This is a genomic window from Nicoliella spurrieriana, assembly GCF_023380205.1.
Lineage (GTDB): Bacteria > Bacillota > Bacilli > Lactobacillales > Lactobacillaceae > Nicoliella > Nicoliella spurrieriana.
Map to the genome: position 1 here is coordinate 1,461,330 of NZ_CP093361.1, position 14,463 is coordinate 1,475,792.

The window sequence follows — 14,463 nt, forward strand, 5'->3', positions numbered from 1 at the left end:
CTTCGTTATTTTTGTAGGTGGAACATAACGATTCCAGCGGCAACGGCAACGTTTAACGACTCTGCGTTCCCCTTCATCGGAATGAAGATGTTATCATCCGTCATTGCAAGCAGTGCTGATTGCATCCCGTTCCCCTCATTGCCCATAATTAGTGCAAAGTTTGGTTGGGCATTTACCGTATTTAAAGCCACGGCATTGGGATTCAATTCGGTCCCATAAACCGGTAGCCCCTGTTCATGGTATTCGTTGACCCATTCAACTAGATCGGCTTCAGCAATTTGCACGTGAAATTGGCTTCCCTGCATTGCTCTAGAAACTTTGGGGGCGTACTGACTAGCGGTACCAGCTCCAAAAACGACGCCCTGTAAGCCCATGGCATCAGCAGTCCGGACCATCGTTCCGATATTGCCGGGATCTTGAATCTGATCTAATAATAACCAGCCACCCCGAGCGTAGTTGGCTGCCACCTGATCACTAGCAGAAATGGTCACCACCGCGAAGATGCCCTGCGGTGTTTTGGTGTCTGCAATGTGTTTAGCAACCTCATCAGTCACCACTACACATTCATATTGATCCGCAAATGCAGCTCCATCGGCATTCAAGCGGGCTTGCGTTGTAATGATCGTAACGATGGGTTGCTCAGCCTTGATGGCTTCTGATACTAAATGCCAACCCTCCAATAGGTATTGATTAGCATTGTCACGACCGTGCTTAGTTTTTAACTTTGTCCAGGCCTTGACCCGGCGATTTTGATTTGATGTAATTTTTTCCATGATTTTTCTCCTATATAATGACGCACTTAATATTCTAACACACTTATTGTGATATAATTTTGTTGTTAACTATTTTTTAAATAAGAGGGATTTAAATGAAACCAACTTTAGAATTAATTGCATTTGGGACCGTCCAAGGGGTCGGCTTTCGTTGGGCGACCAAGCAAATTGCAGACCAATTGGGCCTCAATGGTTCCGTTACGAACTTGGCGGATGGCTCCGTTAAAATTTTGGCCCAGGGTGACCATCACAAACTAGATCAACTCGTCCAACAAATCAAAACGGCACCGACCAGTGCTGCTGAGGTGACCGACGTTAGTCTACGGTTTATTAAACACGATGAATTCAAGGGCTTTAGCGTGAATTAATTTGCAAATTCAGCTGAATTAATTTACGATATTTGGATAGACAATATTTCAAGCAGTTAGGAAGGATTTTGGATTTAAATGAAAAAGTTAAAACGACTAGGTGCGTTGGCCATGACCGGCTCATTAGTTTTATTATTGAGTGGTTGTGTGCAGACTGACAAGAGCGGTAAGCCATACGGTTGGTATTATGACTTATTTGGTAAGACCGGTGAAAACGTCCTGAACTTCATTGCGAAGTTCGTGGGCGGATATGGTTGGGCATTGATCGTCTTGACCGTCTTGGTCAGATTAGTCCTGTTACCACTAATGGTCAATCAAATGCGCAAGTCCACCACGCAACAAGAAAAGATGAACCTCCTAAAACCACAGATGGACGAAATTAGAAAGCATCAAAAGGCAGCTAAGACCCAAGAAGAACAGGTCGCAGCAAGCCAGGCAATGATGTCATTATACAAGCAAAACGGCGTCAGCATGACCGGAGGCATCGGGTGTTTACCAATGCTGATCCAATTGCCCGTCTTTGCGGCATTATATGAAGCAATCCGCTTCTCGCCAGAACTTTCTAAAACGATTTTCTTTGGTATTAAACTGGGCGATAAAAACATTGCACTGGCGATCTTGGCGTTCATCGCATACATCGTCCAAGCATTTCTGTCCCGGATGGGCCTGCCTGAGACCCAACAAAAACAGATGCAGGCAATGTTATTCATTAGTCCCATCTTCATTTTAATCATTGCCTTTCAAGCCCCCGCTGGATTGGGAATCTACTTCTTCATTGGTGGAATCTTTGCATGTATCCAAACCTTTATCATTAACCTATACAGGCCTAAGATTAGAAGAGAAGTGGAAGCAGCTGCAAAGCGCAATCCACCGAAAAAGGTGGATCTAGCACCCCTGACCAATGCTGAAAATGATGATCAGGCTTCCACAACGGAAAAAACACCAAAAAAACAAACCAATCGCAATCGTAACCGTAACGCCGGCAAACAAAACCGGAAGTAAATAAAAAGCGAACCGCTATTCAATAGTGGTTCGCTTTTTGGTTACTCTTGATTTAAATCGGACTGGGCTGGTTGCTCAGCTTGCTCGCGTTGCTCTAACGCTAAGCGTTGTTCCTTAGTGAGAATCGGTAGCGAAATGCTAAAGATCGATCCGGACCCGAGCGAACTTTCAACCGCAATGCGCCCATGATAAGCCTCTACCAAGCGTTTTGCAATCGAAAGTCCCAATCCATTGCCACCCTGGTCGCGACTTCTGGACTTATCGACCCGGTAAAAGCGCTCAAACACGTTGCCCATGTTATCTTGACTAATTCCTTCACCAAAATCCTGTACGGATAACTCCACACTACGCATATTGCGCGATAGTGAGATATGAATGATTTTACGGTCGGTGGAATACTTGACCGCATTATCCAATAGAATGACCAGGATTTGCGATAGATGACCACGATAAATTTGCGCATAGACTGGTTTACGGACGTCGTTATCAAACGTAAAGTCAAAGTCAGGATGCAACATCTGAAAATCACTAAATTGTTGTTCCACAACTTCTTCAACGTCAGTTACCCGGTCACGATAATTTAAACTAGCCTGCTCCACCCTGGAAAGGTCCAGCATTTCATTGATCAAGCTTTTCATCCGATCAATTTCGCCAATCGAAGCATCAATTGACTCCTGCAGGACTTCAGGATCGTCCTTCCCCCACCGTTTTAACAGGTCCATATGGCCCTGAATTACGGCGACGGGCGTCCTTAGCTCATGCGAAACATCCTCTACGAACCGCTGCTGTTGCCTAATGTAGCGTTGCATGGTGTCTAACATGTCATTGAACAATGTCCCTAGATCAGTTAATTCGTCGTTTTGATTTAACTTTGGCACCCGCTTAGTCGTTTTCGGCGACTCATTGACCTCATTAATCGTCCGGCGAATTTTATTGATTGGCCGTAAGAGGTACGCTGCCATTGCATACGCCAATAGGGAAGCCATGACGGTCGTGATCACTAACAGCAGTAATAAAATGACCACTAATTTTGCGGTTGACGAGTGGTAATCGTTTAGCTTGTCAATAATCCGGACGGTGCCGACCATTCGTCGACTATTCTTAGCATAGATTGGTGAATCCCCAACTAGGACCAACGAATGGTTGATGCGATCGGTATACACCCGGCGGTCAGTAACGTCTTGTTTGACCGCGTTAAATACATTGGAACTCCCCACCATGAATAACGAATGATGATTAGCATCCGAAACGTTAATTGCGGTGTTGTTCCGTGATAAGTCACTAAAGACCGAATCAGGTGCCAAGACTTGATCATCATGCCCCTTCGGAGACAGGCGTGGTGACAACACGTTATAGACCCCATCGTAATCAAATTTATTCAGTGCAGTCAACCGGCCAGCAACCCCATTTAAGGTCGTTTGAACGTGCGCGCGTTCTTGGTCCAACAAGACGTCAGAAAACCGATTATAAATTAAAAAAGAAAAGATTGATGCAACTAGAAAAACAACGATCGATGTGCCAACGGACCATTTCCACTTAAGTGAAATCCATCTCCTGCCGTTACTAACGTCATCAGTTTTCACACTTTGTGATTGTTGCTTATCTTGTTTTTGCATCATGAACGCATCACATACCCAGTTCCACGAACGGTTTGGATGTAGCTCTTTTCACCCTCACGATCAATCTTATTTCTAAGGTAACGAACGTAAACATCCACCACGTTGGTTTCAGCATCTGAATCATAACCCCAAACCTTGTTTAAAAGCACGCCACGGGCCAACACCACGTTAACGTTTTCCATTAACGTCAATAGTAATTCGTATTCCCGTTTGGTTAAGTCGATCACTTCATCGCCCCGCCGAACGATCCGGCTTTCCTTTTCGATGGTTAGGTCCTTAAAATGAACCACCTTTTGTTCTTGAGCCTTTTGATGTCCTTCGATCTTGATCCGCCGTAAGAGGGCCCGAATCCGGGCTAATAATTCTTCGATCGCAAATGGTTTTACGATGTAGTCATCAGCCCCATGGTCAAACCCAGAGACCCGATCGATCACGGAATCACGAGCCGTCATCATAATAATTGGGGTGTCCTTCTTTTCACGTAATCGTCTAGCCACTTCCATCCCATTTAACTTGGGTAACATCAAGTCCAATAGGATGACATCAAAATCTTCATTAATGGCTTCTTCAAGGCCATCACGACCATCGCCAGCAACGGTCACTTCGTAGCCTTCATGCTTTAATTCTAATTCAACGAAACGGGAGAGACTCTTTTCATCCTCCACAATTAATACCTTGGTCATATTTAAACCACCTTCATTTTTCATCTATCTTTTATTTTACCATACATTAGGCGATTTTAATTAATGTCTAATCGGCTTACTCAAAAATAAAAAGCCTTCAGAACCCATGGTGTTCTGAAAGCTTTTTTAATCCGGTAATTAGTTACTAGTGTTACTAATAACATCTTTACCATCGTAGTAACCACAACTTGGGCAAACGTAATGTGACTTACGTAGTTCACCACAGTTTGGGCATGGAGTTAAACCAGGGACATTTAACTTAATGTGACCCCGACGCATCCGCTTCTTAGCTTTAGAAGTTCTTCTTGCTGGTACAGCCAATATAAACCCCTCCTTCTTTAAAAAATATCCACTAGTGAAATTTTAAGTCTTACTAATCCTGGTTAAAAAAGTCTTTTAACTTTGTAAGACGTGGATCAACTGGTTTGTCAGCTGCCTTGGGATGATTAAAATCATCTTCCGAAACAACCTGCCAATCTTCGCCCGTAGGCATAATATTGAATTCAGATTCTTCCGGTGACAGGATGTGCATTGGAATTTGCAAGATGATATTATCGGCAACCGCCTTATCAAAGTCAATTGCGCCCTCCTCATCGGTCACTAGCGCAATTTCACCGGCGTTCCCATCATCTTGTTCGAAGCGTCTTAATGCCGCTTCATCTGGAACATAAACCTCATTAATGCTAAAGTCTAACGGGAATTTAACGGGCGTCAAAGAACGAGATGACGGAACCGTAATTTCACCCTTGACCTGGGCATTAACGATTGCGTTCCCCTGGTCGTAAAACACGTGCGATTGCACGGTCACCGGGTGAACATCAAGGATTTGATCAGCATATCTAGATAAGAGGTCATCCTTCAAATCTAGCTCTGCTTGTTCAGAAAGTGGTACGGCTTTGTAATCTTTTAAATCACTCAAATACCATTTCATATAGCAATTCCTCCTAATGCAACATGATTAATTATACTTATTCATAATTTTAATGTCAAGGTAATTTCCTTGATAGGCCTACTTTTTAATAATGGGGTGCCGATACAAATCTTCACTACGGTGCGTTTTCATTTGTGTCACCAACCCCGCTTTAAACTCGGCCCTCAACTGCGATTGTAGCACTGATTGGTCAATCTTTGAAATGATTGGTAGTTGAATCTGCTTTTTAACTTGTCTGAGATATGCTTGCCCCAACCGATTAAAACCTAATACCCGTAAATATGGGTGTTGGTCAAGCATTTCAGATGAATTGAGCTGCAATAGCACCGCTACTAGGAGGCGTTGAATCCGTGCGAACGTATAGCGTTTCGTTTTCACCGCATTTAGAAAGGCATCAAATTGTGGGTGCTTGATTGCAGAAGCCCTTAACCGATGCTCAAGGCCCTCGGTCATTTGATACCGCTGTGTAAGTGCTTCCAGTGATGTCGTCATCAATTGGTAGCGCAATAACGGCCAAAATGATTGCCAACTTAATGGGGTTTCCGAGGCGCTAAGCCGCACTCCTGATGGGGGCATGACGGCAGCAATTTGGCTTTGTTGCCCACTAACCATTAGTTGCCGAATCGCACTCCCACTCGCAAACTGAGTGTGAACCCCTTGATCATGATGCTGGCTCCCAATCCGTTGAATCGGGATTAGATTAAGGCGTTGGCCCAATTCATCAAGCGCCCGAGCGTAATTGAACCCCAAGATGTCATTGGGCTGATCGATTGAAACCCCAAATTGATCACGGAGTGCCGATTGAATTAGTGCTGGGTAGGGCTGTTGGTAGTTAGTAAAGTGCTGGGCGTCATCGTGCAACTGAATTTGGCCCAATGCGGCAAAATCATATTCCGGATGTTCACAACCAAACGCTAACGACTGACACCCCAGTTGGGTAACGAGCTGCATGGCGCCCGTAGCAAAGCGATCAGCTGGTTGGACTGCACTAAAAATGGGTAACTCCACTACCAGATCGACCCCGGCAGCAAGCGCCATTTCGGTGCGAATCCACTTATCATAAATCGCTGGTGCTCCGCGCTGGACCCAATTGCCACTCATAATGGCAATCACAACATCAGCATCCGAACGCCGCCTAGCAGCCTGTAGTTGGTATTGATGGCCGTTGTGAAACGGATTGTACTCCGCAACGATGCCAACTGCACTTAACATAGTTACCCCCTTCTTGCGACAAAGAACCACCGCGTCGTTTTGGGATTGATCTCACTCGTACCAAAATCAGCACTGGGCGTGACCTTAGTGAATCCGGCGGCGTTCAGTGCCCGCAAATACGTTTGCAACGGGTAGGTCCGTTCTAAATGTAATTCAGAAAATTCATCGTATGCATCCTTTTCCGGATTGTAGTTAAAAAACGCCAGGTCGTGTTCAACAGAATGTTCAAACTCACCTGCATATGAACGCCACATAAACGCCCGGGTCTCATCATGGTAGTTGTACATGTACCCCGGATAGATTACATCAGTTTGATACGGCGTAATGACATCAAATAAAAAGGTGCCATCATTATCAAGGTGGGCAGCCACTTGCTTAAAAAGGGTCGCTAGTTCAGTTTGATCGTGCAAATAACAAATCGAATCATCAAAGCACGTGATCGTTTGAAATGTTGCTAGTCCCGCTAAATCGAGCATATTCCCGTTATAAAGTGGTAATGAAACGTTGCTAGCGGATGCCTTTTGACTAGCAATTGCTAGCATCGCATCTGAGAGATCTAACCCACTAGGTGTAAAGCCCCGGTGGGCCAATTCGATAGCTAAACGCCCGTTCCCACAAGCAAGGTCTAACAGACTGCCCCCATTGGCATGCTTTAAAACAAATTGGACCCAGTTGGCATACATTTCTGGATCAAATAACTCATCGTATAGCTCGGCGAATTCACCATAAATCATTATTCAGTAACCCAGTTACTAATGTCTAATTCAGCAGCATCGGACCATAACTTTTCCAGGTCGTAAAATTCACGTTGTTCGCGTTGAAAGACGTGGACGATTACATCCCCTAGGTCAATTAAGATCCAATTTGCAGCATTTTTACCTTCCACTTGTTTAATTGTAATATCAGCCTTTTCGGCTTCATCCACAATCGCTTCAGCAATGGCTTTCACCTGTCTGCTTGAAGCAGCATCCATGATAATGAAGTAATCAGCCATCAAGCTAATTTGTTCCACATTAAGGGCCACGATATCGTGCGCCCGTTTATCATCAGCAGCTTTAACAACTACTGATACCTTATCCTTACTATCCATAATTATTTATCCTTTCTATATAAATCAGACGTTGGGACCCATGCATTGAACGTATCGATCGTTTTTGGAAATACCGCTACGTGGCGGTTCACCAGGAAGTCCAGCGTATGGAAGGTCTGGTATGCAACCCCGTTCGCTAAATTATCAAAGGTAATCTGGCGCGCTTCTTCGACCCCCGGAAAATCACGACCGGTTTCAATGTAGTCGGCCATGTACACGATCTGAGCTAATTTACTCATGTACGGAGCCCCAATGGTATGGTACTTAACCGCGTTTAAAACGTCGATATTGGTAATCCCCAACTCGTTTTTGACTAACAACCACCCTACGTATCCGTGCCAAACTGAATTGCCGTAATTCAATAGGTCCGGGTCCAATTGGTATTCGTGAATGGTTTTAATAAAGTCCTCATCCGGACGTTGCTTAGCATAATCATGGACTAATCCAGCGATACTTGCAATTTCTTCGTCCACCCCGTTGAGCCGGGCTAACTTAATCGCCATTTGTTCTACCCGTTGCACGTGGGCAAAACGCTTGGACCGCAAGGCGCCATCTAAGCGGTTTAGTAGTTCATCACGACTATATGGAACGATGTTTTCTTGATAATCTAAAATAACCTTACTCATAAAGATGATTCTCCTTTATATAATTATCAACAGCGGTAGGTACTAAGTAACGAATGGATTGCACCTGGTGAAGCTTACTCCTGATCAAAGTCGAAGACACGTCAATCATGGGCACATCGACCCAGACGACCGGGTACTTAGACGTAAAGGGATACCCATTGCGCCGCACGGCCACAAATTGGACCATCTTAATCAAATCATTGATGCGATACCATTTGGGCAGGTACTCAACCATGTCACCACCAATAATAAAGTAATAATTATTATTAGGGAAGCGGTGCGTCAATTCCTTAATCGTATCATAACTAAAGCTCTTCCCACCGCGTAAAATTTCGGATAGTTCTAGCCCGAGCTTGGCATTATCCTCAGTTGCAAGTCGCAACATATTAACCCGATGGCTCGCATCGATCGCATGTTTTCGATCAACGTGGGGCGGAATCGCATCAGGCATTAATAATACCTGATCTAGGCCCAATTGGCTTCTGACTTGATCGGCAATGATTAAGTGTCCAGTATGGACCGGGTTAAAAGTCCCCCCTAGCAACCCAATATTGTGGCCCCGTTCACGATGGCCAATAATTTGGGTCAATGTCTTCACGTTATCTTGGTAGCCAACTTTATTCATAATGATCCCACCTAAATTTGTTTAACTTCCTCTGAAATATGCCGGTGCTTTGCCTGATCAGCAATTTTAAATAGCAAGACCGTCCGGCCGATGGTTTGGACAACCTGAATTTGACTGTTTGCTTCCACGAATTCACGGACATCAGCTGGTTCCACCGCAGAATTTTGGAGGATGTTGACCTTCATTAATTCGCGGTTGTTCAAGGCGTCGTTGACCTGCGTCAACCAGGTTTCGCTCAGGCCATCCTTACCAATTGAAAAGAGTGGCCGCATCCGGTTAGCACGTGCTCTTAAAAAGCGTTTTTGCTTTCCCCTTAAATTCATCGTAATTCCTCCTATATCATTGAACGTCTTATCAAGACGGCTACTTGTTTAGGTGCCCAACCAGCAACAATCACGCCTGCTGGCACGGTGATCCACCCTAATCCTTCGATTACTAGATCGCTTTTTTCAGTCGTTTTAAACTCATGTCGAACCAACTCTGGGAAGTGTTTTAAATCCTCACCACTCGGCGGTGTTAATAAATCACCCAGGTGGTTAGCATAAAATGAATCAGCATTTGCTAACTTGGTCCGGTGGACGAAGAGGTTGTTTTCTACGTAGGCCGTAAACCCATACTTCTTGTCCCCATGAAGGTAGTCGAACCGAGCCACCCCAGCAAAGAACAGCGTTTGCTCTGGGTTTAATTGGTATGAACGTGGTTTGATCTGCTTTTGAGGCGCCACAATTTTTAAATCACGACCATTTAAATAGTGCGCCATTTGTTGCGCATGAATAATTCCGGGAGTATCAATAATCTGCTTCCCATCGGCAAGTGGAATTTCAATCTTATCCAACGTCGTGCCGGGGAACCGGGAAGTGGTAATTAACTCCTTAATCCCGGTACTTTGGCGAATAATTTGATTGATCAAGGTTGATTTTCCAACGTTAGTCACCCCGACAACGTACACGTCGCGTCCCTTCCGTTTTTTATCGATTACTTCCAACAGGTGGTCCACTGAGTCGTTCGTCTTTGCGGAGACTAGCTCAATCCCAATTGGTCGAATCCCATTTTTATTTGCCTGTTGACGAATCCAATCAGTGAGCTTACTGCGCTTGAATGAACTAGGCAATAAATCTGACTTATTGCCCACCATCAAGATGGGATTAGCACCCACGAACCGGTGTAATCCGGGAATTAAGCTCCCGTTAAAGTCAAAAATATCGACTACGTAAACGATTAAAGCATCGGTATCTTGAATCTGACTAAGTAACGACCGAAAATCATCATCGGTTAAACTAACCGGTGAAATTTCATTGTAGTGCCGTAATCTAAAGCACCGTTTACAATAAACATCTTCATCATTATCAACTGCTTTTTTGAGTGCGGATGCTGGTACGAACCCCAATCCATTGGGATCAGTGGTTTGAATGACTGCTCCACAGCCAACGCATCTTAATTCTTCATCTTCCATTAACTCTTAACGTCCTCCTGCCATTTTAAATCTGGGTATTTTTGGTGTAATTTATTCATGACCCGTTTTTCAATTTGCCGATTTACCTGGGTAATCCAGGCATCACTACCGACCAGTGGTTTAACTAGTACGCTATTTACATGGGCGTTGTTCGAAGCCCAAATATCAGTCATCAACTGGTCACCGACCATAATGACCTGATCATTTTTCAAATGATACTTCCGAATCGCCCGACGAATCCCATGCGGGAGTGGCTTCATTGCCCGTGAAATAAAATCAAGCCCCAGGTTTTGTACCACCCGTTGAATACGCGAACGCTTATTATTGGAAATCACGACTAGTCGAATATTGAACTGGGCTAAAGTGGCTAGCCAAGCTCGTAACTGGGGGGTTCCGTCAGGATTGTTCCATGGAATGACGGTATTATCTAAATCGGTCAATACCGCCTTAATCCCCATTGCATTTAGCTGGGCTGGCTTTAAATCGTAAATTGCTGGAACCATCCAGGTTGGTTTAAATTTTTCAATCATGACTAGAACTCCCCATAGTTAAATATTATGTAACCGGACGGTGTCCGGCATTAAGAAAAAAACTTCCACCAAGTGAAATGTCTGGTGAAAGTCTTATTTCTGTTATGCTAAAGCTTTCTTAGCAGCTTCTGCAAATGCCTTAAATGCATCTGCATCGTTAACAGCTAAATCAGCTAACATTTTACGGTTAACTTCGATATTAGCTAACTTCAAACCGTGCATCAATTTGCTGTAACTTAAACCATTGATTCTAGAAGCAGCATTGATCCGTGCGATCCAAAGCTTTCTGAAGTTGATTTTGTTGTTACGACGGTCACGGAATGCATAAGTACGTGACTTCATCACTTGGTCTTTAGCAGTCTTGAATAAACGGCTCTTTCCACCGCGGTATCCCTTGGCTGCTTTTAGCATGCGCTTACGACGTGCATGTGTAACGGTTCCACCTTTAACTCGTGGCATATTAAATTCCTCCTAAATAATGATGCTTAGATTAAATTACTTTAATAACTTAAGGTACTTCTTAGTGTTAGTAGCTGATACTACATGAGTCCCACGTAAGTGACGACGTTGCTTCTTAGTCTTACCGTGGAAACGGTGACTAGTAAAAGCATGGGCACTCTTTAAACCACCCTTAGCAGTCTTTTTGAAACGCTTTGCTACGGCGCGGTTAGTTTTGATCTTAGGCATTATGAATATCCTCCTTCAAAATATAGTCATAATTATAATTAATAATTATTTCTTTTCATTGTCACTTGGGGAAAGCATTAAGAACATGCTCCGCCCTTCCATCTTAGCTCTTTGGGTAACGACTGCAACGTCCTTGGTAGCATCAGCCATTTGGTTCAAGACCTTCCGACCGATTTCCTTATGGGTAATTGCACGGCCCTTAAACCGGATTGAAACCCGGACCTTAGCACCCTTGCTTAAGAATGTTTGAACTCGCTTTAACTTAGTATTAAAGTCATTGGTATCAATCGTAGGACTTAACCGAATTTCCTTAACACTAACCGTCTTTTGACTTTGCCGAGACTTACGAGCCTTTTTTTGTTGTTCGAAACGGTATTTTCCGTAATCGAGAATTTTAGCAACTGGTGGTTTTGCCTTAGGCGCAACTAAAACCAAATCCAAATTAGCATCTTCTGCTAATTGAAGTGCTTCGGCCTTAGTCTTTACCCCCAACTGTTCGCCCTTATCGTCAATTAAACGGACGTCACGGGAACGAATCCCATCATTGACAATCATATCGTTTGCTATGGTAATCCACCTCCAAGTATTTTCAAAAAGCAGAAAAAGCGGGCGCACGAAGGCACCCGCTTTTTAATTCGACATCAATCGAATCTTTACCGTACATTTGCCCAGCGACTTAGGTCCCTAAGGCGAGAAGCGGGATGCTTCTGCTTTTTATCTGTAAATAACTATACCAGAATTTTCCTAGTTCGTCAAGGCAGAACTAATCAGCTTCTCTGGAGTAGTTAGCAATGTCAGCCTTGATTTGATCCGTAAATGCTTCAAATGATTCACTATTACTATCATCTTGGCCGTAACGACGAACTGAAACGTTATTGTTCTTAACTTCTTCATCACCAACCACAAGCGTGTATGGAATCTTATGGGTTTGGGCATCCCGAATCAAGTAGCCCATCTTTTCAGCCCGTTCGTCCACTTCTGAACGAATTCCAGCTGCTTTAAGTTGTTCGTTTAACTTGCGAGCGTAGTCGCCGTGCTTTTCTTCGCTAACTGGGATAATCTTAACTTGCTTTGGTGCCAACCAAGTTGGGAAAGCTCCCTTGTATTGTTCGATCAAGTAGGCAACGAACCGTTCCATCGTTGAAACTAAGCCCCGGTGAATCATAACTGGTCTGTGTTCCTTACCATCTTCACCAACGTAGTGTAGGTCAAAACGTTCTGGTAACATGAAGTCCAATTGAATCGTGGATAGCGTTTCTTCATTTCCAAGGGCCGTGTAAGTTTGGACATCCAACTTAGGACCGTAGAATGCGGCTTCCCCTTCAGCTTCAACGTAGTCCAAGCCTAATTCATCCATGGCACCCTTCAACATGGATTGTGACTTGTTCCACATTTCGTCATTTGCAAAGTACTTTTCAGTATTCTTTGGATCACGATAACTTAATCTAAAGTGGTATTCCTTGATGTCGAAGTCGTTGTAAACATCCATCATCAAGTGCAAGATCTTCTTGAATTCTTCTTGAATTTGGTCGGGAGCAACGAACGTGTGCCCGTCATTTAAGGTCATTTCACGAACCCGTTGTAACCCACTTAACGCCCCTGATTTTTCGAATCGGTGCATCATCCCAAGTTCTGCGACCCGCATTGGAAGGTCTCTGTATGAACGGATATGGTGGTTGTAAATTTGGATATGACTAGGACAGTTCATTGGCCGTAATTCAAGCTCTTCACCGTCACCCATGTCCATTGGTGGGAACATGTCTTCCCGGTAGTGAGCCCAGTGCCCAGAAGTCTTGTAAACGTCTAGGTTCATTAAGACCGGTGTAACCACGTGTTGATAACCGTTGTTAACTTCCTTGTCGATAATGTAGCGTTCAATCACGCGGCGAACGGTAGCCCCATTTGGCATCCAGTAAGCTAATCCAGCCCCGACCTTAGGATCAACGAAGAAGAGGTCTAATTGGTTTCCGATCACCCGGTGGTCACGTTCACGAGCTTCTTGGCGCTTCTTTAAGTCGGCTTCTAAGTCGTCCTTCTTAAAGAAGGCAGTGGCGTAAATTCTTTGGAGCATTGGGTTAGAGGACTTACCTTCCCAATAAGCTCCGGCAACTGAGAGGAGCTTGAAGAACTTAAGTGGTTTCGCATCTGGTAACACAACGCCTTCACCTAAGCTTAAGTAGTCACCAATTTGATAGAAGACCACTTGATCGTCCTTAGCAAACTTACGGACTAAAACTGCTTGGTAAGGATCGCCATCAACTTGCTTTAAGGCATCTTCAAGGGAGAGGACCTTGCGTTCTAACTTAACGTCTGATTTAACCAATTGATTCATTTTATCAGCTAAGCCGTCTAATTCATCGGCACTAACTTGGCGGTCTTGCTTATCAGTATCCACAAAGAAGCCATCTTCATCGGATGCACTTTCACCAAAGCGAATGTCCATGAATGAATCAGCTAATACGGCCTTTAATAATTGAGCCGCAGTGGCCCGTAGCACGGTCAAGCCTTCTGCATCGTCCTTAGTTAAAATTTCAATTTTACCACCCTTTTGAAGTGGGGTTGTCAATCCAAATGTTTGACCGTCAACCTTACCTGCAACTGACTTCTTTGCAAGACTAATTGAGATTGACTTTGCGATATCTTCCGTCGTAACTCCAGCGGCGAATTCCTTTACACTTCCGTCTGGAAATTCAAATGAGAGTTGAGCCATAATTATGATCCCCTTTAAAATTATTATCCCTACTAGACTAAAAAACGCCCCATGTGTGCATATGTATAATCAGCACACATGGGACGTCGTAGCGCGGTTCCACCCACTTATTCACAGTTAAAAGACTGTGAACCCTTAATTTGGTATCTAACGT

At 44.1% G+C, this 14,463-nt stretch carries 19 protein-coding genes and 1 other annotated feature; of the genes, 2 read left to right on the forward strand and 17 right to left on the reverse strand.

All coding sequences use genetic code 11. The features are described 5' to 3' along the window. Positions 1 to 5 precede the first annotated feature (5 nt). A complete protein-coding gene (locus MOO44_RS07370; protein WP_260116491.1) occupies positions 6 to 773 on the reverse strand; it encodes a TrmH family RNA methyltransferase in 768 nt (255 codons plus the stop codon). A gap of 95 nt (positions 774 to 868) precedes the next feature. On the opposite strand from MOO44_RS07370, the gene MOO44_RS07375 reads away from it, so the two are divergent. After that, a complete protein-coding gene (locus MOO44_RS07375; protein ID WP_260116492.1) occupies positions 869 to 1,141 on the forward strand; it encodes an acylphosphatase in 273 nt (90 codons plus the stop codon). Positions 1,142 to 1,219: 78 nt separating this feature from the next. Further along, entirely contained in the window at positions 1,220 to 2,143 is a 924-nt protein-coding gene (yidC, locus tag MOO44_RS07380) for a membrane protein insertase YidC (RefSeq protein ID WP_260116493.1), read from the forward strand. 41 nt (positions 2,144 to 2,184) lie between these two features. Here yidC and MOO44_RS07385 read toward each other — a convergent pair whose 3' ends face one another. The 16 genes from MOO44_RS07385 to thrS all read right to left on the reverse strand — a co-directional run bounded on the left by MOO44_RS07385 (position 2,185) and on the right by thrS (position 14,309). Continuing rightward, positions 2,185 to 3,759 (reverse strand): HAMP domain-containing histidine kinase, encoded by a 1,575-nt coding sequence (locus MOO44_RS07385; protein ID WP_260116494.1) that lies wholly within the window; start codon positions 3,757 to 3,759, stop codon positions 2,185 to 2,187. After that, positions 3,759 to 4,445, reverse strand: coding sequence for a response regulator transcription factor (locus MOO44_RS07390; protein ID WP_260116495.1), 687 nt, complete (start codon positions 4,443 to 4,445; stop codon positions 3,759 to 3,761). Before MOO44_RS07390 ends, MOO44_RS07385 begins: the two co-directional genes overlap by 1 nt. A gap of 138 nt (positions 4,446 to 4,583) precedes the next feature. Next, entirely contained in the window at positions 4,584 to 4,766 is a 183-nt protein-coding gene (rpmF, locus tag MOO44_RS07395) for a 50S ribosomal protein L32 (RefSeq protein ID WP_260116496.1), read from the reverse strand. Positions 4,767 to 4,818: 52 nt separating this feature from the next. Next, positions 4,819 to 5,376 carry a DUF177 domain-containing protein gene (locus tag MOO44_RS07400; protein ID WP_260116497.1) on the reverse strand — a complete coding sequence of 186 codons (558 nt, stop codon included), beginning with the start codon at positions 5,374 to 5,376 and terminating at the stop codon, positions 4,819 to 4,821. Positions 5,377 to 5,454: 78 nt separating this feature from the next. Further along, positions 5,455 to 6,588 (reverse strand): nucleotidyltransferase, encoded by a 1,134-nt coding sequence (locus MOO44_RS07405; RefSeq protein WP_260116498.1) that lies wholly within the window; start codon positions 6,586 to 6,588, stop codon positions 5,455 to 5,457. Positions 6,589 to 6,590: 2 nt separating this feature from the next. After that, positions 6,591 to 7,322: a class I SAM-dependent DNA methyltransferase gene (locus tag MOO44_RS07410; RefSeq protein WP_260116499.1), complete on the reverse strand. Its 732-nt coding sequence runs from the start codon at positions 7,320 to 7,322 to the stop codon at positions 6,591 to 6,593. After that, the gene (gene rsfS / locus MOO44_RS07415; protein WP_260116500.1) at positions 7,322 to 7,678 is read right to left on the reverse strand and encodes a ribosome silencing factor; all 357 of its coding nucleotides are present in this window, start codon (positions 7,676 to 7,678) and stop codon (positions 7,322 to 7,324) included. The genes MOO44_RS07410 and rsfS overlap by 1 nt, the downstream gene beginning before the upstream one ends. A 2-nt stretch (positions 7,679 to 7,680) precedes the next feature. Next, complete coding sequence (yqeK, locus tag MOO44_RS07420; RefSeq protein ID WP_260116501.1) at positions 7,681 to 8,304, reverse strand: bis(5'-nucleosyl)-tetraphosphatase (symmetrical) YqeK; 624 nt, start codon at positions 8,302 to 8,304, stop codon at positions 7,681 to 7,683. Further along, the gene (locus tag MOO44_RS07425; protein ID WP_260116502.1) at positions 8,297 to 8,929 is read right to left on the reverse strand and encodes a nicotinate-nucleotide adenylyltransferase; all 633 of its coding nucleotides are present in this window, start codon (positions 8,927 to 8,929) and stop codon (positions 8,297 to 8,299) included. The genes yqeK and MOO44_RS07425 overlap by 8 nt, the downstream gene beginning before the upstream one ends. 11 nt (positions 8,930 to 8,940) lie before the next feature. Further along, positions 8,941 to 9,252: a ribosome assembly RNA-binding protein YhbY gene (gene yhbY / locus MOO44_RS07430; RefSeq protein ID WP_260116503.1), complete on the reverse strand. Its 312-nt coding sequence runs from the start codon at positions 9,250 to 9,252 to the stop codon at positions 8,941 to 8,943. Between the two features lie 11 nt (positions 9,253 to 9,263). Continuing rightward, entirely contained in the window at positions 9,264 to 10,382 is a 1,119-nt protein-coding gene (gene yqeH, locus MOO44_RS07435; RefSeq protein WP_260116504.1) for a ribosome biogenesis GTPase YqeH, read from the reverse strand. Then, complete coding sequence (locus MOO44_RS07440; protein ID WP_260116505.1) at positions 10,382 to 10,912, reverse strand: YqeG family HAD IIIA-type phosphatase; 531 nt, start codon at positions 10,910 to 10,912, stop codon at positions 10,382 to 10,384. Before MOO44_RS07440 ends, yqeH begins: the two co-directional genes overlap by 1 nt. A 102-nt stretch (positions 10,913 to 11,014) precedes the next feature. Beyond that, entirely contained in the window at positions 11,015 to 11,371 is a 357-nt protein-coding gene (gene rplT / locus MOO44_RS07445) for a 50S ribosomal protein L20 (protein WP_260116506.1), read from the reverse strand. Between the two features lie 36 nt (positions 11,372 to 11,407). After that, a complete protein-coding gene (gene rpmI, locus MOO44_RS07450; protein WP_260116507.1) occupies positions 11,408 to 11,599 on the reverse strand; it encodes a 50S ribosomal protein L35 in 192 nt (63 codons plus the stop codon). A 45-nt stretch (positions 11,600 to 11,644) separates the two neighbouring features. Next, the gene (infC, locus tag MOO44_RS07455; RefSeq protein ID WP_260116508.1) at positions 11,645 to 12,154 is read right to left on the reverse strand and encodes a translation initiation factor IF-3; all 510 of its coding nucleotides are present in this window, start codon (positions 12,152 to 12,154) and stop codon (positions 11,645 to 11,647) included. A gap of 36 nt (positions 12,155 to 12,190) precedes the next feature. Beyond that, positions 12,191 to 12,318, reverse strand: a sequence feature (ribosomal protein L20 leader region). A gap of 44 nt (positions 12,319 to 12,362) precedes the next feature. Further along, positions 12,363 to 14,309, reverse strand: coding sequence for a threonine--tRNA ligase (thrS, locus tag MOO44_RS07460; protein WP_260116509.1), 1,947 nt, complete (start codon positions 14,307 to 14,309; stop codon positions 12,363 to 12,365). Positions 14,310 to 14,463: the final 154 nt, after the last annotated feature.